Source organism: Leeuwenhoekiella sp. A2 (assembly GCF_047946655.1).
Classification (GTDB): domain Bacteria; phylum Bacteroidota; class Bacteroidia; order Flavobacteriales; family Flavobacteriaceae; genus Leeuwenhoekiella.
In genome coordinates, this window is the sequence record NZ_CP172311.1 from 981,538 (window position 1) to 1,007,283 (window position 25,746).

21 protein-coding genes are annotated in these 25,746 nt (G+C 38.6%); 14 read left to right on the forward strand and 7 right to left on the reverse strand.

What is annotated here, in order from left to right; all coding sequences use genetic code 11:
* Positions 1-18: 18 nt before the first annotated feature.
* The gene (locus ACH3PA_RS04415) at positions 19-1,095 is read right to left on the reverse strand and encodes an anhydro-N-acetylmuramic acid kinase (protein ID WP_416448435.1); all 1,077 of its coding nucleotides are present in this window, start codon (positions 1,093-1,095) and stop codon (positions 19-21) included.
* A 118-nt stretch (positions 1,096-1,213) separates the two neighbouring features.
* On the opposite strand from ACH3PA_RS04415, the gene ACH3PA_RS04420 reads away from it, so the two are divergent.
* Positions 1,214-2,356: an acyl-CoA dehydrogenase family protein gene (locus ACH3PA_RS04420; RefSeq protein ID WP_416448436.1), complete on the forward strand. Its 1,143-nt coding sequence runs from the start codon at positions 1,214-1,216 to the stop codon at positions 2,354-2,356.
* Positions 2,357-2,413: 57 nt separating this feature from the next.
* Here the strand turns inward: ACH3PA_RS04420 and ACH3PA_RS04425 are convergent, their stop codons facing one another.
* Together ACH3PA_RS04425 and ACH3PA_RS04430 are read right to left on the reverse strand one after the other, a co-directional pair.
* The gene (locus ACH3PA_RS04425) at positions 2,414-2,950 is read right to left on the reverse strand and encodes a hypothetical protein (RefSeq protein WP_416448437.1); all 537 of its coding nucleotides are present in this window, start codon (positions 2,948-2,950) and stop codon (positions 2,414-2,416) included.
* Positions 2,951-3,182: 232 nt separating this feature from the next.
* A complete protein-coding gene (locus ACH3PA_RS04430) occupies positions 3,183-4,832 on the reverse strand; it encodes a solute:sodium symporter family transporter (protein WP_416439957.1) in 1,650 nt (549 codons plus the stop codon).
* Between the two features lie 305 nt (positions 4,833-5,137).
* Between ACH3PA_RS04430 and galK the strand changes: the two genes are divergently transcribed.
* Both galK and ACH3PA_RS04440 read left to right on the forward strand, forming a co-directional pair.
* Positions 5,138-6,310 carry a galactokinase gene (gene galK / locus ACH3PA_RS04435; RefSeq protein ID WP_416439955.1) on the forward strand — a complete coding sequence of 391 codons (1,173 nt, stop codon included), beginning with the start codon at positions 5,138-5,140 and terminating at the stop codon, positions 6,308-6,310.
* A gap of 12 nt (positions 6,311-6,322) precedes the next feature.
* Positions 6,323-7,363: a UDP-glucose--hexose-1-phosphate uridylyltransferase gene (locus ACH3PA_RS04440; RefSeq protein ID WP_416439953.1), complete on the forward strand. Its 1,041-nt coding sequence runs from the start codon at positions 6,323-6,325 to the stop codon at positions 7,361-7,363.
* Between the two features lie 125 nt (positions 7,364-7,488).
* On the opposite strand, the gene galE is transcribed toward ACH3PA_RS04440, so the two are convergent.
* The 4 genes from galE to ACH3PA_RS04460 form a co-directional block, all read right to left on the reverse strand.
* A complete protein-coding gene (galE, locus tag ACH3PA_RS04445; protein WP_416439951.1) occupies positions 7,489-8,505 on the reverse strand; it encodes a UDP-glucose 4-epimerase GalE in 1,017 nt (338 codons plus the stop codon).
* 4 nt (positions 8,506-8,509) lie between these two features.
* The gene (locus ACH3PA_RS04450; RefSeq protein WP_416439949.1) at positions 8,510-9,301 is read right to left on the reverse strand and encodes an HAD-IIA family hydrolase; all 792 of its coding nucleotides are present in this window, start codon (positions 9,299-9,301) and stop codon (positions 8,510-8,512) included.
* 84 nt (positions 9,302-9,385) lie between these two features.
* The gene (gene glpK / locus ACH3PA_RS04455) at positions 9,386-12,559 is read right to left on the reverse strand and encodes a glycerol kinase GlpK (RefSeq protein ID WP_416439947.1); all 3,174 of its coding nucleotides are present in this window, start codon (positions 12,557-12,559) and stop codon (positions 9,386-9,388) included.
* Positions 12,559-13,566, reverse strand: a complete 1,008-nt coding sequence (locus ACH3PA_RS04460) for an aldose epimerase family protein (protein WP_416439945.1) — start codon at positions 13,564-13,566, stop codon at positions 12,559-12,561. The genes glpK and ACH3PA_RS04460 overlap by 1 nt, the downstream gene beginning before the upstream one ends.
* 172 nt (positions 13,567-13,738) lie before the next feature.
* Between ACH3PA_RS04460 and ACH3PA_RS04465 the strand changes: the two genes are divergently transcribed.
* The 11 genes from ACH3PA_RS04465 to ACH3PA_RS04515 all read left to right on the forward strand — a co-directional run bounded on the left by ACH3PA_RS04465 (position 13,739) and on the right by ACH3PA_RS04515 (position 25,724).
* Positions 13,739-14,074 (forward strand): arsenosugar biosynthesis-associated peroxidase-like protein, encoded by a 336-nt coding sequence (locus ACH3PA_RS04465; RefSeq protein WP_416439943.1) that lies wholly within the window; start codon positions 13,739-13,741, stop codon positions 14,072-14,074.
* Between the two features lie 53 nt (positions 14,075-14,127).
* On the forward strand, positions 14,128-15,183 hold the full coding sequence (gene arsS, locus ACH3PA_RS04470) for an arsenosugar biosynthesis radical SAM (seleno)protein ArsS (RefSeq protein ID WP_416439941.1): 1,056 nt from the start codon (positions 14,128-14,130) through the stop codon (positions 15,181-15,183).
* A 3-nt stretch (positions 15,184-15,186) separates the two neighbouring features.
* Positions 15,187-15,870, forward strand: a complete 684-nt coding sequence (locus ACH3PA_RS04475; protein WP_416439939.1) for a TIGR04282 family arsenosugar biosynthesis glycosyltransferase — start codon at positions 15,187-15,189, stop codon at positions 15,868-15,870.
* An 80-nt stretch (positions 15,871-15,950) separates the two neighbouring features.
* Positions 15,951-19,166, forward strand: a complete 3,216-nt coding sequence (locus ACH3PA_RS04480; RefSeq protein WP_416448438.1) for a SusC/RagA family TonB-linked outer membrane protein — start codon at positions 15,951-15,953, stop codon at positions 19,164-19,166.
* Positions 19,167-19,176: 10 nt separating this feature from the next.
* On the forward strand, positions 19,177-20,616 hold the full coding sequence (locus ACH3PA_RS04485) for a SusD/RagB family nutrient-binding outer membrane lipoprotein (protein WP_416439935.1): 1,440 nt from the start codon (positions 19,177-19,179) through the stop codon (positions 20,614-20,616).
* Between the two features lie 31 nt (positions 20,617-20,647).
* A complete protein-coding gene (locus ACH3PA_RS04490; RefSeq protein WP_416439933.1) occupies positions 20,648-21,982 on the forward strand; it encodes a sodium:solute symporter in 1,335 nt (444 codons plus the stop codon).
* Positions 21,967-22,794, forward strand: a complete 828-nt coding sequence (locus ACH3PA_RS04495) for a metallophosphoesterase family protein (RefSeq protein WP_416439931.1) — start codon at positions 21,967-21,969, stop codon at positions 22,792-22,794. The genes ACH3PA_RS04490 and ACH3PA_RS04495 overlap by 16 nt, the downstream gene beginning before the upstream one ends.
* 2 nt (positions 22,795-22,796) lie before the next feature.
* On the forward strand, positions 22,797-23,285 hold the full coding sequence (locus tag ACH3PA_RS04500) for a rhodanese-like domain-containing protein (RefSeq protein WP_416439929.1): 489 nt from the start codon (positions 22,797-22,799) through the stop codon (positions 23,283-23,285).
* A 5-nt stretch (positions 23,286-23,290) separates the two neighbouring features.
* Complete coding sequence (locus ACH3PA_RS04505) at positions 23,291-23,920, forward strand: TIGR04282 family arsenosugar biosynthesis glycosyltransferase (protein WP_416439927.1); 630 nt, start codon at positions 23,291-23,293, stop codon at positions 23,918-23,920.
* Positions 23,917-24,729 carry a purine-nucleoside phosphorylase gene (locus ACH3PA_RS04510; RefSeq protein ID WP_416439925.1) on the forward strand — a complete coding sequence of 271 codons (813 nt, stop codon included), beginning with the start codon at positions 23,917-23,919 and terminating at the stop codon, positions 24,727-24,729. Before ACH3PA_RS04505 ends, ACH3PA_RS04510 begins: the two co-directional genes overlap by 4 nt.
* 194 nt (positions 24,730-24,923) lie before the next feature.
* Positions 24,924-25,724, forward strand: coding sequence for a DUF547 domain-containing protein (locus tag ACH3PA_RS04515; protein ID WP_416439923.1), 801 nt, complete (start codon positions 24,924-24,926; stop codon positions 25,722-25,724).
* Positions 25,725-25,746: the final 22 nt, after the last annotated feature.

The following is a 25,746-nucleotide window of genomic DNA, read 5'->3' on the forward strand; positions in this document are numbered from 1 at the left end:
TTATTTTTTGAACCTATTTTAGGTTAAGAATATCTTACCAGAGCAATGATCTTCTATTGCACCGGTAACACTTCGCAGCACATTATTCATATTACGCAGACGTAAAACACCCATAAAGCCAAAAATTAGCGCTTCTTTAAACTCGACGATTTGCTTTTGTGGTATGGTGATTTTCTGCTGAGACAAAATCTCTATGCGCCTGATGAGATGCTTGTTAAAAGCCCCGCCTCCGGTTGCTATTATTTTTAATTCCTCTTTAGATTTCGCTTTAAGCGAAAAAATAGCCGCTATCTGTTGTGCCATATGTTCTGTGAATGTTGCTATCACAATTTCTGAAGAAAGCCCTGAAGATTCTATTAATGGAAAAATATTTTCTTTTACCCATTCTAGTCCTAAAGATTTAGGAAACGGTGCTGTATAAAAAGGCAGTGCATTTAGTTTTTGCAGCAAAACCTCATCTGCCTTGTGAGCTGCCGCTATTGCACCATCTTTATCATATTCTAATCCCGTTTTTTGAGCATAGTAGTTGAGCACAATGTTAGTGGGACAAATATCAAAGGCTATACGCTCATCATTATCTTCAAAAGAGATATTTGCAAAACCTCCTATATTGAGGCAAAAATCGTACTCAGAGAACAAAAATCGGTCGCCTATGGGTACTAATGGAGCGCCCTGACCACCTTTTTCTACGTCCTGAACCCTAAAATCGCAAATAACCCTATACCCTGTTTGCTGCGCGAGTAACTGCTGGTTACCTATTTGATAGGTCCTTCCATTTTGAGGTTGGTGCAAAATGGTATGGCCATGCGAACAAATAGCATCACTATTCACAATTTTATTTCTTGTGATAAAATCATGCGTTACGTCTGCAAGTAATTTTGTGTATTGATCATCAAAAGCTTTAAGATCAGCTTCATTATAATTTATTGCATCACGCAAATCCTGCTGCCATTGCTGTGAATAAGCCACGGTTTCAGTAATTAGAAGTTCAAAATGCCAGGATGATTCTTTATAAAATTTCGCGTAGGCGAAATCTATGCCATCTACAGAGGTTCCGCTCATTATTCCAATTACATAATAATCACTAGCTTGCATAAAGTGAATTTCTTACTGATTACGATTTCTAAAAATAGGAAAGTTAAATTGAAAAAAAATAATCAAAAAAGTATCTTTATCACCCATTTTTTGAGCATTTAATAAAAAAATACCTCTTATGGATTTTAGCCTTAGCGAAGAACACTTAATGATACGTGATGCTGCACGTGAATTTGCAAAGACAGAATTGCTTCCCGGAGTAATAGAACGCGACGAACAACAGCATTTCCCTAAAGAGCTTATAAAAAAAATGGGCGACATGGGTTTTATGGGCATGATGGTACCGGTAGAATATGGCGGTGGTGACATGGATGCGATCTCTTATGTGCTTGTAATGGAAGAACTCTCTAAGGTTGATGCTTCTGCCTCTGTTATTGTTTCTGTAAATAACTCACTGGTTTGTTATGGTCTTACTGCTTATGCTAACGATGCGCAAAAAGAAAAATATCTGAAACCACTTGCCACAGGAGATAAATTGGGCGCTTTTTGCCTTAGTGAACCAGAAGCAGGCAGCGATGCTACATCTCAAAAAACAACGGCTATAGAAAATGGCGATCATTACATTTTAAATGGAACAAAGAACTGGATCACAAATGGCAGTTCTGCCGATTATTATCTGGTAATTGCCCAGACACATAAAGAGAAAAAGCACCATGGCATTAATGCTTTTATTGTAGAAAAAGGCTGGGAAGGCTTCGAAATCGGGCCTAAAGAGCAAAAATTAGGAATCCGCGGAAGCGATACACATTCACTTATTTTTAACGACGTAAAAGTGCCTAAAGAAAATAGAATAGGTGAAGATGGTTTTGGTTTTAAGTTTGCCATGAAAACACTCTCCGGCGGAAGAATAGGTATTGCCGCTCAGGCACTGGGCATTGCAGGAGGTGCTTATGATCTGGCAAGAGAATATTCTAAAGTGCGTAAAGCATTTGGCACAGAGATTTGCAATCACCAGGCGATAGCCTTTAAGTTGGCAGATATGCATACGCAGATAGAGGCTGCAAGATATCTTGTTATGAAAGCAGCTTGGGATAAAGATCAGGGCACTAATTATGACACTTCAAGCGCAATGGCAAAATTGTATGCCTCACAAGCAGCGATGGATATTTCTGTAGAAGCGGTGCAAATACACGGCGGTAACGGTTATGTAAAAGAATATCACGTAGAACGTATGATGCGAGATGCCAAGATTACCCAGATCTACGAAGGAACGTCTGAAATACAGAAAATAGTTATTTCCCGCAGCCTGTTAACCGACTAAAATCCATACCGATTTTTAGCTTAAAAAAGGCGAATATTAGGCATTTAAAGGTGATTTTTAGAACGTGTATCCTACTCTCAACTGAAGATCTCCTGCTATAAAATTGTCATTGTCAGCATACCCATATTGCTTCCAGAATTCTACTCCGTAGCCTAGACCTAATCCTACCTCGTAAGTAAAATGTTCCCAAAGGGTACGCTTAATTCCCCAATTGGCTGTAGCCGTAAAATTCTCAACAACGCTATTATTTTTTGAACTGCTAATATTGAACCAATCGGGATTATAAGCCGTTTTAATGCTGAAAAAATTTGCAGTATTCTTAGATGTTACTTTTCCTTTTGATTCCCTTTTCTCAAGATTGTAATACCAGCGCGGTTCTACATTGAGCGTAGGAGCAAGAATCCATTGAAAATTATCTTCTACAAAAGTACCACCCATAAAACCCCCGTTAAAACCTATTTCACTACGCAATGCTATAGAATTAGAAAGTCTGGATTCATTGTGCACCCAGATTCCTAAAATACCGGTTTGAGCACCCCATATTGATCCTTCTACAGTAGCGGTATTTTGCGCATTGAGACTAATAGCTGTCAATAGTAGGCAAAATAAGAAGCAGGTAATTTTTTGGCTCATAAGATTATTAAGATTGATGAATTATCACAATAATAGACATTGACTCCTTTAGCCACAACTTTTAAAAACAAAACCTCTTAGACTAGCCTAAGAGGTTTTAATAAGTTTGAAAATGCCTTCCTAATTTAAGGATCAGAATACCAAATATATACATATAAAAAAGCTCTTTTTAAGGGAGCTTTTTTATGAAATTCTATTTAGCGAAATAAATATAAATACCTATTACAATAAGACAAATAACTATACCTACTTGCTTCACATATTTGTAAGGCTCTATAGAAACTTGTTTCGTATATTCAAGAATAAAAGGCTCTTTACGCGGGTAGAATTTCCCAATTATGAGCATGATTACAATATTTGTTATAAAGAGAATCGCCATAATATGCAGATAGTGTGGGTATGCATCTACCTCTACCATATGAAGTGCGTCCGGATCTGTAATTCCGTTTGCTTTTGCAGCTTCCACAGCTTTACTTACTAAACTTGGCCCTACAATAAACTGACTTATAATATATAAAAGTGATCCTGAAATAATACCAATTTTTGCAGCAATCGCAGGAACTCTTTTAGTTAAATATCCCACCACGATTATAGTGAAAATCGGTATACTGTAAATACCGTTAATTTCCTGAAGGTAGTTGAATAAACTTCCCGCATTTGCAATTAATGGCGCGATAAACATGGCTGCCAGAGCAAGACAAACACCAAATATTTTACCATATTTAACAACTGTATTTTCGGTAGCATCTTTATTAATGTGTTGCTTGTAGATATCTATACCAAATAATGTCACAGAACTGTTAAGCACACTATTAAATGAGCTTAAGATTGCACCAAAAAGCACTGCAGCAAAGAATCCCATTAATGGTTTAGGTAATACTGCTCTTACTAGTTCTGGATAAGCAAGATCACTGCTATCAAGACCTCCTTCAAAATAATAATATGCGATCATCCCCGGAAGCACTAATATAATAGGACCTAATATCTTTAAAAAAGCTGCCAGTAAAAGTCCTTTTTGACCTTCGGCTAAACTTTTTGCTCCAAGACCTCTTTGAATGATTTGCTGGTTAGTACCCCAATAAAAAAGCTGCACAAGCATCATACCTGTGAAAATTGTTGAAAATGGAACTTCCTGCCCTGGCTCACCTGTAGAGTCAAACCTTTCAGGATTTGCATGCACTAATGTGCTTAGCCCGTCAAGAACACTACCGTCACCTATGGCCATCAACCCAAAAACCGGAATTAAAACTCCACCTATAATAAGTCCTACAGCGTTAATACTATCTGAAACAGCAACAGCTTTCAGTCCACCAAAAACCGCATAAATAGAACCAATAATACCAATTCCCCAGATACAAATAATAAGTGCAGTTGTATCAGAAACACCAAATACTTCAGGAACATTAAACATTCCGCTTATCGCAACAGATCCTGAATATAAGATTACAGGTAGCAGCACCACTACGTAGCCGGTGAGAAATAGACCGGAAGTAATAGTTTTAGTGGCAACATCAAAACGTTTAGCCAAAAATTGAGGTACCGTTGTGAGACCGCCTTTTAAATAACGCGGCAATAAGAATATTGCAGTAACCACTATAGAAAGTGCAGCCAGCGTTTCCCAAGCCATTACAGACAAACCGTCCTTATACGCGCTGCCGTTAAGACCTACAATTTGCTCTGTTGAGAGATTAGTAAGAAGTAATGATCCCGCAATTACACCTGCAGTCAGGCTTCTTCCACCTAAAAAATAACCGTCTGAGGTACTCTCATCTTGCTTTCGCACAGCCCACCAGGATATAAGAGCCACTAAAATTGTAAATGCTAAAAAGGAAATAATTGCCATAAAATATTAGTTATATAAACCTCAAAAGAGGTTTGACATGGATTAGGTAAATTACATTAATATGAAAAAACAGCTCAAGATATTAATTATTCCCCATTTTAGAGGCGTAAAGGATAAAATCATCAGCCATAAAAGTTATATTCAAAAACAACCACTATCTTAAATAAAAGGAAATAGTTCATTTGGTATACAATATTATTTAAATTTCTAATTAAACGTATAAATTACGTTTAATAAATTGACTAAATTTGCATCCATATTTAATTATATGCCTACAGCTTGGGCCCCCATAAATTTAAAAGATTTTGAATCAAACATATAGCCTTGCCCATTCGCCCAATCAACTTGCGCAGATAGGCAGATTTAATGCAACTGTAATTGTAAATTCTCCCGGTAGAGTTAATCTTATAGGTGAGCATACAGATTACAATAATGGTTTTGTTATGCCAACTGCTATTGATAAGACCATAAAATTTTATCTAAAAGCTAATGGCAGTAAAAACACGTGCACTATTAGCAGCCTTAATTATGGCTCTTCTTTTACCTTTGACTTGTTAAACCCAGATCTTGATGGAGATGAGTGGACCAAGTATATCATAGGTGTTACTGAAGAAATCAAAAAACTGGGCAGATCTTTAACCGGTTTTGATTGTCTCCTTTATAGTGATCTACCTATGGGAGCCGGTATTAGTTCATCTGCAGCGTTAGAATGTGGTCTTGCTTATGGGTTAAATGCCCTTTTTGATCTTAATCTTACTAAAATTGAGATCGTAAAACTTTCGCAGAAAGCAGAGCACAACTACGTAGGTACACAGTGTGGTATTATGGATCAATTTGCATCTGTAATGAGTGAAGATGGTCATGTTATTAAGCTTGATTGCCAGTCGCTGGAATATGAAATGATCCCTTTTGATATTCATCCCTACAAATTGTTATTATTAAACACGAATGTCTCGCACAGTCTTTCTTCAAGTGAATATAACACCAGGAGAAAAGAATGTGAAGAAGGTGTACGAGTATTACAGATCAAGTATCCTCATATTAATTCGCTGCGTGATGCAAATATTAACGAACTTGAATCATGCAAATCAAAACTTTCTGAGATCGTTTACAACAGATGTCTTTATATCCTGCAAGAAAACGACCGCGTTATAAAAGCTGCTGAAGCTTTGAAGAATAACGATCTTTTTACCTTTGGCAAATTGATGTACAGCTCTCATGAAGGGCTGCAACATAAATATGAAGTTAGCTGTAAAGAGTTAGATTTTCTTACTGATTTTTCACGCAGTCATAATGAAATATTAGGATGTAGAATGATGGGAGGTGGTTTTGGCGGTTGCACTATAAACCTTATTCATGAAAGTGCAGTTGCGGGTTATATTGATGAGGTTTCAAAAGCATACACAGAAAAATTTAATATTAGACTGACCGCATTTACGACGTTGCCTGCAGATGGCAGCTCACTTATAAATCTTTGAGACTAGAAGCAAATGATTGATTTTAACGACAACTCACACAGAAGATACAATATACTTACAGGAGAATGGATTCTCGTTTCCCCACATCGCACAAAGCGCCCATGGCAGGGCAAAGAGGAAGAAGTTGTTATTGATGACAGACCTTCTTACGACCCTGCGTGCTATTTATGCCCGGGAAATGAGCGAGCCGGCGGTCATCAAAATCCAGAATATACAAAGCCATGGTCATTTGTAAATGATTTTGCGGCATTAAAAAAAGATGTCCCTGCTGAAAAATTTAAAAGCGGACTCTTAAAAGCAGAAACAGAATCTGGCATCTGTAAAGTTGTGTGTTTCTCTCCAGATCATTCACTTACGCTTCCGGTGATGGATGAGTCTAATATTGTTGATGTTATTTCGCTTTGGCAAAAAGAGTTTAAAGAACTAGGACATCAGGAAGGTATTAATTACATCCAGATCTTTGAAAATAAGGGAGCAGCGATGGGTTGTAGCAATCCGCACCCACATGGGCAAATCTGGTCACAGCGCAGTATCCCGCAGGAAGTTGAGAAAAAGAACAAACATTTGTTAGAGTATTGGTCTAACAACAAAAGCAGCTTGCTAAGTGCTTATCTTAAAGAAGAACTTGCTCTTGATGAGCGCATAGTGGCTACAAATGAACATTTTGTAGCTCTTGTACCCTACTGGGCAGTCTGGCCATATGAGGTAATGATTATCCCAAGAACACAACATCAAAATATTTTAAGCTTAAGCGAAAGCGAAAAAGAAGCTTTTGCCAATATTATTAAGATCGTCACTATTAAGTACGATAATCTCTTTAAGGTTTCATTTCCATATTCATCAGGTATTCATCAGGCACCTACAGATGGTCAGGAACGAGAAGAATGGCATTTTCACATGTCTTTTTACCCACCCTTGTTGCGTTCTGCAACGGTAAAGAAATTTATGGTAGGTTATGAAATGTTTGCTACCCCACAACGTGACATTACTGCAGAAATGGCTGCAAAAACATTAAGAGATTTGCCAGAAGTACATTATTCTAAAAATATTTAAAGCTCAATTTTCAGCGAAAGACGGAAGATTTTAGGCCTTTTTTGGCCGATTTTCGTACTAAAACGGGAGATTTTTCAACTAGAAAATCTCCCGTTTCAACATAATTATTTCTAAAAAGTGAACCGCTACGATCTTACTTTCTGCTCCCACTTCCAGGCAGAAGAAAGTGCATCATCAAGCGAGCGTTCTGCTTTCCATCCTAATTCCTGATTAGCTTTTGTAGTATCTGCATAGGCTGCAACAACATCGCCTTCTCGACGGTCTACAATTTTATAAGGCAGTTTTGTTCTTGACACTTTTTCAAAAGAATTTATAACCTCAAGCACAGAACTTCCTGTTCCTGTACCTATGTTGAAAATCTCGTAATTAGACCGATTTTTGCGCTCTATAAGCCGTTTTAGCGCAATCACATGCGCTTTTGCAAGATCAACCACATGAATGTAATCTCGTACGCAAGTGCCGTCTTCTGTAGGATAATCATCCCCAAAAACTGAAAGTTCATCACGTAAACCTACCGCTGTCTGGGTGATAAAAGGAACTAAGTTTTGTGGCACTCCTAAAGGAAGCTCTCCTATGGCTGCACTCTCGTGTGCACCTATAGGATTAAAGTAACGTAAAGCGATCGCATTTAGCCCTTGGGTTACTTTGCAGGTATCTTTAATAATCTCCTCTCCTATTTGTTTTGTATTTCCGTAAGGAGATTCAGCTGATTTGACCGGGGCATTTTCTGTGATAGGAAGTTCATCTGCCTGGCCGTAAACCGTACATGACGAACTGAAGATAAAATGACTTTCTGGTTTTTGTGCTAACGCCTGAAGGATGTAAACTAAAGTTCCCAGATTATTTTCATAATATAAAAGTGGTTCTTTTACGCTCTCACCTACCGCTTTTGAAGCTGCGAAATGAATAACACCGCTTACGTCATTATTTGTTTTGAAAAAATCAATAACTGCCAACTTATCTCGCAGATCAATTTCAAAAAACTCCGGTTTTATGCCGGTTATCGCCTTAATACCATCTAAAACCTCAACAGATGAATTAGAAAGATTGTCTATTACTACTACCTCAAAACCTTCATTCTGAAGTTCAACGACTGTATGTGAGCCTATGTATCCCAGCCCTCCGGTAACTAATATTTTCATTTATTTATTCTGTATCTGAAAGGGTTTCTAATGCTTTATCCAGGTCAAAATTCTGCAGAGAATCTATGATCATATCAGGACCGTAGGCATAATCTATTAAATTTTCTTTTTTTGAAACACCAGAAAGCGTGAGTATTGTTTTATAACCCATTTGTATGCCTCCCAGTATATCAGTGTCCATCGTATCACCTATAACAATCGTCTGGTCTGTCATTAAACCCAGTTTCTTTCTTGCTGCCCGCATCATCACCGGACTTGGTTTTCCTACCGAAAATGCTTTTTTACCGGTTGCTTCTTCAACCATCTTTACGATTGCTTTTATGCCCAGATTTGCCCATCCTTTTTTCATAGGAGAAGGATCGAGATTAGTCGCTATTAATTTAGCACCGCCCAATACCATATCTACAGCATTATTTGCCATTTCAAGTGTGAAATTTCGGCCTTCACCTATAACCACATAATCAGGATCCTGAGTGACCAGCGAATATCCATTTTGGTGTAAACTGGTTAACAAACCACCTTCTCCTAAAACATACGCTGTACCATGAGGTTTTGTAAACCCTAAGAACCATCCTGTAGCCATTGCGCTGGTATATACATTTTCTTCTTTGATATGAATGCCCATAGGGGTAAGTTTATTAACTACATCTAAGGGACTGCGCTGACTGTTATTAGTCATAAACAAAAAAGGAATATCCCTATCCTGTAGCGTCTTGATAAATGTATCTGCACCAGGAATGAGATCATTCCCGCTGTAGATAACACCATCCATATCAATTAAAAAACCTTTCTCCATATCTTAAATTTTGGCGATTAAAATAATAAACGTAAAAATAACGCTTATTCGTGGTATGTAAGTAAATATAACGTCATATTTTAATTAACTCAGCTCTTCTTTATAAAAGTGAGTAGCATCAAATATTAGTTCGTTCAACTTTTCATTTTCAAAATTAACTCTGTTCTCATCCCAGTCTAAATAATTAATTAGATCATTGAGAACTAAATCCCGATATTGATGTATACTCTCAACATTAAAATAAAGTCGCCCGGTACGTCTTACAAAAAAGTCGGCAAGGCTATTTGTCATTTCGTGATATACACTGTACCATAATTCTGCTCTTATCAACCTGTCATTGACATCAGGATTGAGAAAATAGTTGATCTTGCGTTTTATAATTTCAGCTTGCTTGCCATATGTTGCAGTTAGGTACCATCCTTTATAAGTAGCATCAAATATGTTGAGATTTTCAAGATCACGTACAAGTTGTTTTTCATACTTCTGTACTTCTTTTGTATCTCTTAAAGCATATGAAGTTAGTGCGATATGTTCTGTTCGAGGTGGGTCAAACTTTTCGGCGTATTTTTCTTTGAGTTGTTTTAGAACAGTTTCATTCACACGCTGTGCCATTTTGCGGTAGCCAGTAAGTTTACCGCCGGCAATAGAGATAAGTCCACTGGTGCTAACAAATGTCTCATCCTTTCGCGAAAGCTCTGAAGGATCTTTCTCTTCTTCATGAATCAAAGGTCTTAAACCTGCCCAGCTCGATTCAATATCAGCTTCAGTTAATTTTAAGTGCGGAAAAGTGTGATTTACCGCTTCAAGTAAGTAATTTATATCATCTTTTGTGGCAACTACTCTATCCAGATTGCCAGAGTAATTTGTATCTGTCGTACCCACATACGTAATTCTTCCTCGCGGAATAGCAAAAATCATTCTCCCGTCTGGCACATCAAAATATAAAGATTGATGTACGGGCAGCTTTTCTTTAGGGAAAACAAGATGAACACCTTTTGTTAAATGCAGGTGTTTATTGTTCATAGATTCATCTTTCTTACGCAACGTGTCAACCCACGGTCCCGTAGCAGATACAAATGCGCGAGCCTCGATCTCAAGAATTTTGCCCGAGTTATGGTCTCTGCAACGCAAACTTGTGATCTTACCTTTCTGGTCGTATACAAAATCTTCCATCTGGCAATAATTGAGACAAATCGCACCAAAGTCGGCTGCTTTTTTCAAAAGCTCAATTGTAAGTCTTGCATCGTCTGTTCTATACTCAGCATAGTAACCACCACCTAAAAGGCTTTTTTCATCAAGCATTGGCTCGAGGGCCAAAGTTTCCTCTTTTGTGAGCATTCTCCTGCGATCATCGCCTTCTACACTGGCAAGCAGATCATAAACCTTTAAACCAACTGAAGTGAGAAATTTACCATATTGACCACCTTCTATAAGCGGAAGCAGCATTTTCTCTGGCACTACAAGATGCGGCGCTAGTTTATGAACAATCGCACGCTCTGTACCAGATTCTTTTACCAGACCTATTTCTAACTGTTTAAGATAGCGTAAACCGCCATGCACTAATTTAGTAGACTTATTACTTGTGCCTGAAGCGAAATCATTTTTCTCAATAAGGCACACACTCATCCCTCGTGATACGGCATCAAGCGCTATACCCGCACCGGTAACGCCGCCACCTATAATTACAAGATCAAATTTTTGAGTTTTAGCTTTCTTTAGGGTGCGTTTTCTATCTGCTATGCTAAACCGTAGAGGCGATTTCTCTTTCTCAAGCTTTTCTGCATAACCCGATTTTGTGCGCAAAACAGCGTTTTCCCATCCATTTTTCCTGATTTTACGCTCGTGAAAGGAGATTTTTGGTTCAAAAATGCGGTCTACGCTTCGCAATTTCGCAATATCTTTTTTCGTCCACATCCCCGCTTTTATACCTGCGAGAAAAGCGGCTCCCAATGCTGTTGCTTCAAGCATTTTAGGTCTGTCAACTTCAGCACCTAAAATATCTGCCTGAAATTGCATGAGGTAATTATTAGCACAAGCACCACCATCAACTTTCAGCGATTTCATTTGCTTACCACTATCTTCTATCATGGCTTCTATCACATCACTCACCTGATAAGCCAGCGCTTCTACTGTAGCTTTTACAATTTCCTTTCTACCTGTATTAAAGGTTAATCCTTGTATACTCCCCTTTGCATTACCATCCCAGTGCGGCGCTCCCAAACCGGAAAAAGCTGGCACGACATACAGGTCTTTTAAAGGCGGAATACTTTCACAAATAGCCTCAGTTTCTGATGCTTCTTCTATTAAATGAAGACTATCGCGCAACCATTGTATAGATGCTCCACCCACAAATACACTTCCTTCTAAAGCATATTTTATCTTCTCTTCTTCAAGCGTGCAGCACAAAGTGGTTAATAAGCCGTTTTTTGAGAAATAGGGTTTTTTGCCGGTATTAAGCAGCATAAAACAACCTGTGCCGTATGTGTTTTTTGCCATACCAGATTTATGACCTCCCTGGCCAAAAAGTGACGCTTGTTGATCACCTGCAACACCATAAATTGGGATTTCAAAATCATTGTATTTTACAGCCCCAAAATCTGACGCAGAAGGCTGAATTCTGGGTAACATCATAACCGGGATTTGCATTGCCTCTAGCAATTCTTCATCCCATTGCAACGTATTTATATTATACAACATCGTACGGCAGGCATTGGTATGATCTGTCACATGCTTGCCGGTGAACTTATAAATAAGCCAGGTGTCTATGGTGCCAAAAAGTAATTCGCCATTTTCGGCTCTTTCTCTAATTCCTTCAACATTATCGAGAATCCATTTGATCTTAGTTGCAGAAAAGTAGCTATCTATTATAAGACCTGTGTTTTGGGCAATATATCGTGCAAGTCCCTTTTCACGCAACTCTTCACAAATATATTCTGTTCTTTTATCAAGCCAAACGATCGCCTTATAGACTGGTTCTCCTGTATTTTTATCCCACACAACGGTGGTCTCCCGCTGGTTTGTAATACCTATGCCTGCAATTTCTTCGAGAGGAATATTAGCTTTCTCAAGCACATTTTCAAATGTCCATTTTTGATCATTGTATATCTCAATAGGATCATGCTCTACCCAGCCTGATTGTGGATAATACTGCGTTAATTCTTTTTGTGAAACAGCTACTATCTCACCCAACTTATCAAAAAGAATCGCCCGTGTACTGGTAGTTCCCTGATCAAATGCTATGACATATTTTTTTTCCATCAGGAAAACTTATAAATTAATTTATGATGGTACCGCTCAGAAGGTTCAAGAATGGTTGAAGGGAAATTATCGTGATTAGGAGTATCAGGAAAATGCTGTGGCTCGAGGCATAAACCGGGTGATGGCTTTTCTATATTTCCGTATTTACCTTCATAACCGCCTATGGGCTGTGCACTAAAAAACTGAATACCCGGCTGTGTACAAAACACCTCCATCTTTAAATTGCCTTTTGGCGAAATTACAACTGCTGCCGGTGTATCCTCACTTCTTTCGTTAAGTACAAAATTATGATCATAGCCGCCTTCAATTTGTTTGGCACTATCTCCTACTGTGATTAATTTACGCACGTCAAAAGGTGTACCCTCAACTGTGGCTATTTCGCCGGTAGGCAAACCCGCATTATCTTTAGGCAAATAATGATCTGCGTCTATACTCACCTTATGATTTAGAATGTTACTGCTTTCGCCCTGAGCGAGATTGAAATATTCATGACGCGTGAGGTTTACAACTGTAGTTTTATCTGTAGTGGCGGTATAATCCATCACCAGACTGTTATCTACAATTTGAAAAGTGGTTGCAACCTCAACCTTGCCGGGGAAACCTTCTTCACCGTCTGGGCTGGTGACTTTTAGAGTTAACTTTTCGCCATCAATCTCATAATCCAACACTTTATCATTAAGGCCGTGATAGCCGGAATGCAGCTGATTTTTGCCCTCATTAGTCGATAATTGAATGGTTTTACCCGATATTTTTATTTGGCCTTTGCCTATTCTGTTCGCATTGCGGCCCACAAAGCAGCAAAAGAATGGGTGATCGCCCTCATATTGTCTCAAAATATCAAAACCTAAAACAATATCTATACGTTTCCCGTCGTGATCTGGTACAATTAATTTTTGAATTGTAGCACCGTAATTAATAATATGAACCTCAATGCCAGATTCATCACCTAAAATGAATTTAGTTACTTCTTTATTGTCTTTGGTCTTACCAAAATATTCTTGTCTCAATGCTGTATTTTTTTAGTATTGTTTAAATATACGTATAGCGGTTTAATTCTAATCAAGACCCAATTTAAAATAGCATTCTTTTAAAACCATATTTTGGGTTTTGCCGTAAGTAATTGCGCAGAATGACGATTAACCTATATATTTAGAAGAAATTTTAAACATATCTTTAAAAATGGCAAATTCGTATTACGACCCCGCAGATCTTAGAAAATTTGGAAAAATCACAGAATGGAGCGAGGAGCTGGGGACTAAATTTTTTGATTACTACGGAAAGGTTTTTGAAGAAGGTGCTCTAACTGCTCGTGAAAAAGCATTGATCGCTCTTGCCGTGGCCCACACAGAACAATGCCCCTATTGTATTGATGCTTATACTAAAGACACCCTGCAGCGCGGAGTTACTAAAGAAGAAATGATGGAAGCCGTGCACGTAGGTGCAGCTATAAAAAGCGGTGCAACCCTCGTACATGCTACGATGATGATGAACAAAGTGAACAAACTTGAAATGTAGTTCTTATCTTTTAGCCTAAACTTCAATTTTTAATTTTTCAAGACCATTTATTAATGCTAACTAAGTCGCTTAAAAAAAGAGAAAATGAACTCGCAAATGCTAACCGGCAACTAGAAGTTCTTTCAAACGGAATATTTGCCAATGGCGAGTTACCTACTTTCTCTAAAAAAATTAAAGAAACAAACCAGTTTCCTTTGCGGCCCAAAAAGCTTGAGATCCTGCAAATAAATGTAGGTTACATGTGCAATCAGGTTTGCGCACATTGTCACGTAGATGCCGGGCCAGATCGTAAAGAGATCATGACGCGCGAGACCATGCAGCAATGTCTTGACATTATAAGTAATACAGGAGCGCACACGCTAGATCTTACCGGCGGCGCACCAGAAATGAATCCTGACTTTAGATGGTTTGTTGAAGAAGCGAGTAAAGCCGGAATTAAAGATTTTATAGTAAGAAGTAATCTTACCATAATTCGTGCTAACAAAAAATATTACGATTTACCTGAGTTCTTTAAAAAATATAATGTTCATGTGGTGAGTTCTATGCCGCACTGGACGCGTGGCAAAACCGACAAACAACGTGGTGAAGGTGTTTTTGACCTTTCAATAAAAGCGCTTCAGGAACTTAACGCGGTAGGTTACGGTATGCCGGGAAGTGACTTAAGACTTGATCTGGTTTATAACCCAAGCGGAGCATTTCTGCCAAGTGATCAGGCGGGTATGGAAAGAGATTTTAAAAAGGCTTTGCTAGAAGATTTCAGCATCAACTTTCACAATCTTTTTGCAATTACGAATCTTCCTATTTCCAGATTTCTTGATTACCTCATCGCTTCAGAAAATTATGAAGATTACATGTATCAACTTGTAGAAGCTTACAATCCTGCGGCTGTTGAAAATGTTATGTGTACAAACACAATTTCAATAAGCTGGGATGGCTGGTTGTATGACTGTGATTTTAACCAGATGCTTGGCCTTAAGGTTGCCAGCAAAGTAAAACACGTTTCAGATTATAACGAAGATATTTTAAACGATCGCAATATTATCATTTCACAACATTGCTACGGCTGTACTGCCGGTGCCGGAAGTAGTTGCCAGGGTTCTGTTGCCTAATTTATGAGTCAGTCTAACACTGCAATACTCGTTTTTGCCCATTCGGCTAAGCACGAAGCTTCTCAAAAGAAGTTTCTAAAAGCTGATTTGCTTTTTAGCGAACTCAACAAACAAACGATTGATAAAGTAAAACGCAGCGGACTCCCATATTTTGTTTTCACCGAAAAAGAACAAACCGGGGATGATTTTGGCCATCGCTTTGCAAATGCAATTCAAGCTGTTTACGATAAAGGTTATGATAACATCATAACTATAGGTAACGATACTCCGCATTTAAAAACCCGCCAACTTAAACTTACCGCCGAAAAATTAAAAACCGCTCCCGTTGTTCTGGGGCCGTCGCGCGATGGTGGTTTTTACTTAATGGGTTTAAGAAAATCACATTTTAATGCTGAAGTTTTTATTGCACTTCCGTGGAAAACACGCCGGTTAACACAATATATAAGTGATCTCGCTGAGGCGAAAAACATTCAGATCATAAAGCTCAACGTCCTCGCAGATATTGATAGTTCTTCAGATATTTTTACTGTTTTAAAATCCGGAAAAAGCCTTAATCTTAGGCTGATTTCTCTGTTACTTTCGCTGATTTTAGCTCCAAAAAGGCGATTTTTTGCCACTTTTGAGCAGGTTTTTGACACACAATTTCTTATTCCTTTTAATAAAGGTTCTCCCGTTTTGCTTCATTAGATCAAACCAAAATCAACGCGCTTTGAAGTCTTCAGCCAACTAAAATCAAAGCAATCTTTTACATTACTAACTAACTTTGAATGAAGCAAATTTACCTTGGTATAATGCTGATGCTTTGCGCATTTAGCTACGCCCAAACTACTGTAACGGGAACGGTAACCTCTGCGCTTGACGGCACCACAATTCCTTTTGTAAATGTGGTAGAAATCAATACAAAAAACGCCACAATCACTGATGAAAACGGATTTTTCAACCTAAAAATCGACCAGAAAAATGCGCAACTCCGCTTTTCTGCAATTGGTTTTATTTCCCAAATTGTAGCTGTAGATAATCAGTCAACTATAAATATTACGCTTCAGGAATCTACCACAAATCTGGATGAGGTTGTAGTAACCGCGCTCGGACTTAAACGCGAAACCAAAGAACTGGGTTATCCCGTACAAACCATTCAGGCAGATGAGGTTGCCGAAGTGAAATCGGTTAATTTTCTTGATAACCTTTCAGGGAAACTTGCCGGCGTCACCATTTCGCAGGGAGCAACGGGAGTTGGTTCTTCTGCAAAAATCACCATTCGTGGCGAAGCTTCTTTTTCAAATAATAATCCGCTTTTTGTTGTAGATGGCGTTCCTATAAACAACAATACAATTTTCAATTTCACAAACGAAGCCGCTGCCGGTTTTCAGGAAATTGATTTTGGTAATGGCGCGATGGAAGTTAATCCTGATGATATTAAATCGGTTAGTGTTTTAAAAGGTCCCAGCGCCGCAGCGCTTTATGGTACTCGCGCTTCAAACGGAGTCATAATTATTGAGACTAAAGACGGTAGCAAAACAAAAGGACTGGGAATAAGCATAAATACTTCGGTTTTTGTTGATACACCTTTTAAACTTCCTGAATTTCAGAATAAATATGGACAGGGAAATTCTGGTGAGTTTGAATTTGTAAATGGTCTTGGTGGCGGCACAAATGATCTTATAAGTTATTCCTGGGGGCCAGAACTTGATGCGGGAAACCTGATTCCACAATTTGACAGTCCGGTTACTTTAGCAGATGGAAGCGTTGTGCGCGGAGGTGATACTTCACTTTACAGCGGTTTGCCCATTACTCCAACTCTTTTTCAATCACATCCTAATAATCTGAAAGATTTTTATAAAACCGGGGTTACAACTATAAATAACGTCTCAATTTCCAGCGGTTTTGATAAAGGCAATTACAGACTTTCCTTTACAGATTTACGCAGCGAGTCTATAATTCCCGGTGTAAATCTTGACCGGCAAACCGTGGCGACAAAACTCAACTTTAAACCTACAGACAAAACCACTTTTACAGCTTCTGTGAGTTATGTAAATTCTTCAAGCGATAATCGCCCTGCTAATGGTTACGGTAGTGAGAATGTAAATTACGCTTTGGTCGCCTGGGGACCGCGCTCTTTAAATATGGATAGTCTGCGCGACTACTGGCAGCCGGGTCTTGAAGGTGTACAGCATTATTCTTTTAATTACACCTATTTTGATAATCCGTTTTTTACAATGTATGAAAATCGAAATTCTTTTGTGCGCGATCGGGTTTTTGGAAATATCGCTGTAAACCAGCAAATAACAGATCACATCAGCCTGAATTTGCGCACGGGAATGGATTATTCAAACGAAAAAAGACAATTGCGCAGAGCCTACAGTTCTAACCGATTTAAAAATGGAGGTTATGCCGAACACAATGTTTTTTATCGCGAAATAAACACAGATTTCCTGCTGAATTACAACAATACATTTAATGATTTCAGCCTTGATGTTTCACTTGGTGGAAACCGACTTGATCAAAAAGCATCTACGCAACAATCACAAACCGTTAATCTTGCGCAACCGGGAATTTACAATTTGAATAACGCGGCTTCTCCTGTTGAGGTTTTTCAGTTTGAATCTGTAAAACGCATAAATTCCTTTTACGGGATTGCAAAACTGGGTTATCAGGATTTTCTTTTTCTTGATATAACCGGTCGTAATGACTGGTCTAGCGCGCTGGCAACGCCTTTTTCGGTTAATGGCACTTCTTTCTTTTATCCTTCGTCATCTGCCAGTTTTATTTTATCTGAAGTCACGCAGCTTCCTGAAATATTTTCTTTTGCGAAATTGCGCGCCAGCGTTGCGCAGGTAGGTAACGATACAAATCCGTACCAGACTTCTGGAGCTTTTGTTTCGCAGACTTCGGTTTATGGAGCGCCAACATTTAGTGCTCAGAATTTTATTCCGAATGCAAATCTTAAACCTGAAAAAACCACTTCGTATGAAGTTGGCGCAGATCTCCGGTTTTTTAAAGACCGATTAAATCTGGATTTCACTTATTATAATTCGCTTACAAAAGATCAGATTATTTCGCTGCCTATCGCAATTTCTTCGGGCTACAATCAGCAGGTTGTTAATGGCGGTTCTGTGCGCACAAAAGGTGTTGAGATTGTCGCAGGGATTATTCCGATTATAACTTCAGATTTTAAGTGGAACAGCACATTTAATTTCAGCACAAATATTTCGAGAGTTGAAGATTTACCGCAATCTGATGGCCGGTTAACTTTGGCTTTCAGCCGAATTTATGACAGCGCAGACCAGACGGTTTGGTTTCAGGTAGAAGAAGGTGGTCGCGTAGGCGATATTTATGGAACCGGTTACACCAAAAATGAAAACGGAGATTTTATACTTGACGAAAACGGCCGTTACATCGCAGATAATAATCTGAAGAAAATAGGAAACTACACGCCAGATTTTATGCTTGGGTTTAATAATGATTTCACTTACAAAAACTGGTCGCTAAACTTTTTATTTGACTGGCGTCAGGGAGGAGAAATCGTTTCGCGCACGCGAGCTTTAGGAACTGTAGGCGGTCAATTAGCCGAAACCGGTTATCGCCCCGAAGAAGGTATCGTACCGCCAGGCGTTGTAAATGTGGGAACAGCAGAAAATCCGCAATATCAACCCAACACCACGACTGTTTCTGCAGAGAGTTATTACCGGCAGTTTTACGACCGTAATCACGAGGAAAATAATATTTATGACGCTTCCTATTTAAAGTTGCGACAGTTCTCAATAGGCTACACTTTTAATTTTGACAATGGCTTTCTCGGTCTTAAAGAAGGTTTGGACTTAAATCTCGCTTTAATAGGCAAAAACCTCTTCGCAATAACCGAAAATCCGCATTTTGACCCGGAGCAACTTGCTGTGCAGGGCGAAGGTTTTGTAAGCGGTGTAGAAGATATGAGTTATGCTACAAGCCGCAGTTTTGGGCTAAAAGCCAGTTTTAATTTTTAAGCAAAAAACCATGAAAAACATACTTTTTAGCCTGATTTTTGGCAGTCTTTTGCTCACTTCCTGTACAAAAGATTTTGAAGAAATAAATACAAACACAAACGATCCCGTAACCGTACAACCCAGCCTTTTGCTTAGACAGGTAATTTATGATTTTGGCGAGCAAATGAGCTACGAAGGTTTTGTGGCCGGCGATCTTCTATCTCAGCATCGCACCGCTCTCGACTTTAATTTATTTGACCGTCACGCGCTAAAATCCCCGCAACTTGGCGGAAATCCCTGGCCCATTATTTATACCAATTTAAGAGATAATGATATTTTATTAAATCAGTCGCAAACCGTCGAGACTTTTGCGGTTTATAAAGGCCCGGCACTTATTTTAAAAGCATATATGAGCGCAGCGTTGACAGATCTTTTTGGCGACGTTCCTTACTCTGAAGCTTTTAACGGGATTGATGGAACGGTTACTCCTAAATATGATGCGCAGGAAGATATTTATCTCGCCGAAGGCGGAATTATTGATAACCTAAATAAAGGTATCGCCGCGATTAAAGCGTATCAGGGCGTTGTCGCTCTTGAAGGTGATATTCTTTTTAATGGAAATCTGGATAACTGGGTAAAATTTGCCAATTCGCTTAAAATAAAACACCTGCTGCGCATTTCTGCGAAAGTTGATGTTGCGGCAGATTTACAAGCGGTTTATGCCGAAGGAGATTATTTTAAAACAAATGCCGAAAATGCCACTTTTGATTTTACAGCTACTGCGCCTAACAGTTTTCGACTAGCACAATTGAGAGCTGGCGACTTTAATAATTTTGTGCTTTCAGAAACTATGGAAGATATAATGCTGGGATTAAATGATGATCGCATCGCGGTTTTCTTTCGGCCTTTTGCAAATTCAACTTCGGGAGAATTTAACGGACTAATAAACGGAATTGATGCTTCGCAAACTTCTATTGAACCCTCTAATTATTCCCTTTCCGGAACGATTTTTAGAGAAAATACAGCAGATCTTAATGCCAATTTCCTAACCGCCTGGGAAACTTCATTTAATCTGGCCGAAGCTGCAGAACGTGGCTTAATAACCGCAGACGCACAGAGTTTATATGAGACAGGAGTAAATCTCGCTTTTGAATATTGGCAAACGCCTTTGCCATCAGATTATTTGAGTAGTTCGGCGGCTTTTGATGCGCTGGGAACAACTCCCATTCAGCAAATTCTTACGCAAAAATGGATTGCAAATATCATAAACGGTTATGAAGGCTGGGTAGAATATCGCCGCACCGGTTTCCCGGAATTAAAACCTGTTTCAGCAAGTTTAAATAATGGATTAATCCCTGTGCGTTTGCCATATCCTGCAGAAGAAGAAGCTTTGAATGCTGAAAATTACTCAACAGCAGCAGAAGCTACAAACGGAAATAGCCTGGACGCAAAAGTGTGGTGGGACAATTAAAAATCGGGTAAAAAACAGCAAAAACTAACTAATGAGCATACAAATCTGGCAATGGATATTGGTAATAGGATCTAGTTTGATCTTGTTTTTCCTTTCGCCATTAGCAAAAACAACATCAGAATTTTTTAAAGCTGAACACAACAAAAAAGCGCCCAATGCTTTTATGCTTACCGGGAGTTTAATTATCTCTTGGATTTTTGCAAAAAGCATTACAAATGCCGCAAATCTTGGTCTTGATTTTGGGATTGTAGGCGGTGTCGCTTACGCTGGTTATTATCTTTCATTTGCCGTTGCAGGGGTCTTGATTTACCAAATGCGAAAACATGGCGGTTTTAAAAGTATTCATGAATTTCTTACCAGCAGATTTGGTCGCGGCGCGATGGCGCTATTTTCTGTTCTTATTGCGATACGTTTATTTAATGAAGTCTGGAGTAACACCTTAGTTATAGGGACATATTTTGGTGATCGCGGAACGATGCCCTTTTACAGCTCAATTTTAGTTTTTACGCTGCTCACTTTGGCCTATACTTTAAAAGGCGGGTTAAGCAGTTCGATTTTTACAGATATGATTCAGATGGGATTATTTGCTGTCCTGCTAATCGTCATTTTATGGAATATTTTTTCAACCGGTCACTTTACACCTGCAGAAGCTGTGACTTCGGGAACGTGGAGTTGGGAGTTGGGCGTAAATTTATTTCTCGCTGCGCTGCTTCAGTCTTTCAGTTACCCTTTTCATGATCCTGTATTGACAGATCGCGGATTTATAAGTTCGCCTAAGGTTACTCTCAAAAGTTTTCTTTGGGCAAGTGTTTTAGGCGGTTTGTGCATTGTGCTTTTCAGCTTGATTGGCGTCTATGCAAAAAGTCAGGGCATGAACGGTCAGGCAGCCGTAGAAGTGGGAAAAGCTTTTGGTATTATAGTACTTCTGGTAATCAACTTTATTATGATAACCTCAGCGGCTTCAACGCTTGATTCTACTTTTTCTTCCTTTTCAAAACTGCTTGCGATAGATTTAAAACTGAGTAAAAACCTCACGTTTGGGCGGCTTTCTATGGCATTATTGGCGATTTTAGGCACAATTCCGGCGTTTTCTGATGTGGAAATTCTTTCAGCCACGACTATTTCAGGAACGATGGTTATTGGTTTAACGCCTGTGTTTTTATTTTGGCGAAAGCCTGCTCCCAAAAGCAGTTTTTATTTGAGCGTTATTTGCGGACTCGTTTTTGGCTTCTTGCTCGTTTTTGAAATATTTCCAAAAAATCTTATTTACACCGAAGGAAAATATGCAGATCTGCTCTGGGTTAATGTATGGGGAATTGCCAGTTGCATAATTTTATACCTGATACCTACATGGATAAAAAAATAGAAAATATAGGACACCTTTCTGGCAAGGTTTTACTTTTTGGCGGCGTTTACAGCAATTTACAAGCGCTGGAAAAACTAAAAAATATAGCCGAAAATCTAGGCATTTTACCCGAAAATTGCCTCTCTACGGGAGATATTGTGGGCTACTGCGCTCAGCCGGAAGAAACCGTTCAACTTTTTAAAATCTGGGGAGTGAGAAGTATTGCGGGCAATGTGGAAATACAATTGCGGGAAGGCGCAGAAGATTGTGGTTGTGACTTTAGAAAAGGTTCACGCTGCGACGGTTTCTCACAACTTTGGTATCCTTTCGCGCAAAGCAAACTCAGTAAAAGTTCGCTGAATTTTTTACAGACGCTTCCAGATCATATCGAGTTTGAATATTCCGGCAAAAAGGTGACGATCGTTCATGGTTCTTACTTTAATATTTCTGAGTTTATCTTCAAATCAACTCCCTGGGAAGTGAAAGCTCCCAACTTTGAAGAGACTAAAAGTGATGTGATTATCGCCGGTCATTGCGGACTTCCATTTTCGCAAAAGCGAAATGAGAATTTATGGCTTAATCCCGGTGTGATAGGTATGCCGGCAAATGATGGTACTTCGAGCGTTTGGTATGCAATTCTTGATGACAGCACAAACAATTTTGAATTGACCCATCACGCCATGCATTATAATCATGGGCTGGCCAGCAATCTTATGAAAAAGGAAAACCTTCCGCAGGAGTATGCACGTACATTAATTACCGGAATCTGGGATAATACAGAGATTTTACCGGCTTTTGAGAGCGGTTTACAAGGTTTTGGAATTCAATTATAATTATGAGATTATTACTTTTATTTTGCTTCTTTATACTTTCTATAAATGTATTTGCCCAAAAATCTATAGACGTACTTTTAAGCCACTACAACACCAGAAGCGTGCCTTATATTTCTGTTCAGGAATTAAGAATGCAACCTGATAAATATCTCATTCTTGACACCAGAAAACGGGAAGAATTTGATGTAAGTCATATTCCGGGAGCAATCTGGGTTGGCGAAAAAACCCATGAAAACCAGCTAAAATCGCTTATTTCTAACAAAAATCAGCCAATAATAGTTTATTGCACTGTGGGCATACGTAGTGAGGATTTTGGCAAAAAAATGGAGAAAATGAATTTTGCCCCTATAAATAATCTGTACGGTGGTATTTTTGCCTGGAAAGACGCCGGGTTTCCTGTGATTGACAGCACCGGCAACAAAACCGAACGAGTTCATATTTTTGCCAGACATTGGGGAAAATATCTGGAAACCAGAACTAAAGTTTATTAGATCTTATGGTAAACCATTCAACAGATTCACTGCTTATAATTTTTACACGCAACCCGGAATTGGGCAAGTGCAAAACACGTCTGGCTGCGACAACCGGTGATGAAAGCGCTCTTGAGATTTATAAATTTTTACTTCAGCATACAGTCGCGATCACCAAAGATCTTGAAGTTGATAAGCAGGTTTATTATTCGGTAAAAGTGCGGGAAAATGATATTTGGGATTCTAAAGTTTACACCAAAAAGCAACAACAGGGAGAAGATCTAGGCTTGCGAATGAATCATGCTTTTAAACAAGCTTTTGATGCGGGTTTTGAAAAAGTGATCATAATAGGAAGTGATATGTATGACCTTACGCAGCAAGATATTGAACTGGCTTTTAAAGAATTAGGAAATCATGATTCTGTTATAGGTCCCGCAGAAGACGGCGGCTATTATTTATTCGGAATGAAATTCTTAAATTCATCTGTTTTTCTAAATAAAAAGTGGGGCACAGATACCGTTCTTGCTGAAACTTTAGAAGATCTTAAGAATGAAAATATAAAACAACTGGAGTTGCGCAACGATGTAGATTATTATGAAGATATCAAAGACATTGAAGCGTTTAAAAAATTCCTTCCAAAGCATTTAATTCAATGAAGAAATACATAGAAGAATCGGCAGCATTTATTAGAGAAAGAGGTTTTGAAGCCCCAGAAATAGGAATAATTCTGGGTACAGGTCTTGGCCAGCTTGTAGACAAACTGGAAATTATAAGTACCGTTAGTTATAATCACATCCCTAATTTCCCTACAGCAACGGTAGAATTTCACAAAGGGAAATTAATTTATGGGACGCTGGGCGGCAAGAAAGTCGTGGTCATGCAAGGTCGTTTTCATATTTATGAAGGTTACACATTGCGCGATGTAAGTTATCCTGTGCGTGTGATGCATGAATTAGGAATTAAAAAATTACTGGTTTCTAATGCAGCAGGAGCAATTAATCTTGATTTTAAAAAAGGAGAGATCATGCTTATTGAAGATCACATAAATCTTCAGGGAAGTTCGCCACTTGCTTTTAGAGGTGTTGAGAAAATGGGCACTCGCTTTGTTGATATGAGCAGTCCTTATGATAAAGAGATGTCACAGATCATAAGAGATGTGGCAAAAAGTAATGACATACAACTTCATGAAGGAGTTTATGCTTCTGTTGTAGGACCGCAACTGGAAACACGCGCAGAATATCGTTACCTAAAAGTTATAGGCGCAGATGCTGTAGGTATGAGTACAGTGCCGGAGGTTATCGTGGCAAATCACTTAGGTTTACCCGTTGCAGCGGTTTCTGTTCTTACAGATGAATGTGATCCCAATAATCTGGAACCGGTAGACATCAATGATATTATGGCAAACGCCGCTAAAGCTGAGCCTAATATGATCACACTTTTTACAGAATTGATCAAAAAACTCTAAGAAATAAGAGATTTTAAAATCTGTAAAACGATTAATATTTTGTTATATCGGGCCTGCGGTAAATCCGGCTGGCCTTTTTGTTTCGTAGATACATTGAAGAACAATAATCTAAAAACGCTAAAATTTAGCGTTCAGGATGTTAAGGCAAAAGCTTATTATAGCGAAAGGCCTTACCTTTTAAAAAACTACAATAAATGAAACTTTCAGCTAAAATTTTATTCTTTTCAATAATAGCATGCAACTTACAAAGCTGTAATCTTTTGTCTGCAGCTGGTGTTAGCAGTCAGGGGCAACCTACAAAATCTGTAGAAACCCAGTTAACCTCAACGACGGCAAATTCTGCAATAAATATTGATCATAGTGAGTGGACAGATTTACTTCAAAAGCACGTTAACAATACCGGTTATGTAGATTATGAAGGATTTAAAAATGATCGTGTCGCTCTAGATAAATACCTCAACAAATTAACTTCTCTCGATCCTGATAATGATTGGTCTGTACAAGAGCTTCTAGCCTACTACATCAATTTATACAACGCAAACACAGTAAAATTAATACTCGATAACTACCCGACTAAAAGTATAAAAGATATAAAAGGTGCTTTCACTAAAGGTTTTATTCCTATAAATAATCGCGAACTTTCTTTAGGCGGATTAGAAAACGGAATCCTGCGAAAAATGAACGAACCCAGAATACATTTCGCTATTAACTGCGCATCTGTTTCATGCCCTAAATTGCTTAATGAAGCCTATACAGCTGCTAAAATTAATGAGCAACTGGATATGGTGACTAAAGAGTTTATCAATTCTGACAAGAACGATATTAGCGCAAGCAATCCTAAAGTTTCTTCCATTTTTGACTGGTACGCAAAAGACTTTAAAACCGATAAAACTCCTACTGTTGTAGATTTTATAAACCAATATTCTAATACCAAAATTAAAAGCGGTACTAGGTTGCAATACAAAGATTATAACTGGAATCTAAACAAACAGTAAAAGTTCGCCACAGCGGAAAACA

Bases quoted from the DNA above. Each gene is read 5' to 3' on its own strand.
- ACH3PA_RS04475 (WP_416439939.1), top strand. From the start codon at position 15,187: ATGAGTCAGTCTAACACTGCAATACTCGTTTTTGCCCATTCGGCTAAG.
- ACH3PA_RS04420 (WP_416448436.1), top strand. From the start codon at position 1,214: ATGGATTTTAGCCTTAGCGAAGAACACTTAATGATACGTGATGCTGCA.
- arsS (WP_416439941.1), top strand. From the start codon at position 14,128: ATGCTAACTAAGTCGCTTAAAAAAAGAGAAAATGAACTCGCAAATGCT.
- ACH3PA_RS04440 (WP_416439953.1), top strand. From the start codon at position 6,323: ATGATTGATTTTAACGACAACTCACACAGAAGATACAATATACTTACA.
- ACH3PA_RS04485 (WP_416439935.1), top strand. From the start codon at position 19,177: ATGAAAAACATACTTTTTAGCCTGATTTTTGGCAGTCTTTTGCTCACT.
- ACH3PA_RS04515 (WP_416439923.1), top strand. From the start codon at position 24,924: ATGAAACTTTCAGCTAAAATTTTATTCTTTTCAATAATAGCATGCAAC.
- ACH3PA_RS04505 (WP_416439927.1), top strand. From the start codon at position 23,291: ATGGTAAACCATTCAACAGATTCACTGCTTATAATTTTTACACGCAAC.
- galE (WP_416439951.1), bottom strand. From the start codon at position 8,505: ATGAAAATATTAGTTACCGGAGGGCTGGGATACATAGGCTCACATACA.
- ACH3PA_RS04465 (WP_416439943.1), top strand. From the start codon at position 13,739: ATGGCAAATTCGTATTACGACCCCGCAGATCTTAGAAAATTTGGAAAA.
- ACH3PA_RS04430 (WP_416439957.1), bottom strand. From the start codon at position 4,832: ATGGCAATTATTTCCTTTTTAGCATTTACAATTTTAGTGGCTCTTATA.
- glpK (WP_416439947.1), bottom strand. From the start codon at position 12,559: ATGGAAAAAAAATATGTCATAGCATTTGATCAGGGAACTACCAGTACA.
- ACH3PA_RS04450 (WP_416439949.1), bottom strand. From the start codon at position 9,301: ATGGAGAAAGGTTTTTTAATTGATATGGATGGTGTTATCTACAGCGGG.
- ACH3PA_RS04495 (WP_416439931.1), top strand. From the start codon at position 21,967: ATGGATAAAAAAATAGAAAATATAGGACACCTTTCTGGCAAGGTTTTA.
- ACH3PA_RS04500 (WP_416439929.1), top strand. From the start codon at position 22,797: ATGAGATTATTACTTTTATTTTGCTTCTTTATACTTTCTATAAATGTA.
- ACH3PA_RS04480 (WP_416448438.1), top strand. From the start codon at position 15,951: ATGAAGCAAATTTACCTTGGTATAATGCTGATGCTTTGCGCATTTAGC.
- ACH3PA_RS04415 (WP_416448435.1), bottom strand. From the start codon at position 1,095: ATGCAAGCTAGTGATTATTATGTAATTGGAATAATGAGCGGAACCTCT.
- ACH3PA_RS04510 (WP_416439925.1), top strand. From the start codon at position 23,917: ATGAAGAAATACATAGAAGAATCGGCAGCATTTATTAGAGAAAGAGGT.
- ACH3PA_RS04490 (WP_416439933.1), top strand. From the start codon at position 20,648: ATGAGCATACAAATCTGGCAATGGATATTGGTAATAGGATCTAGTTTG.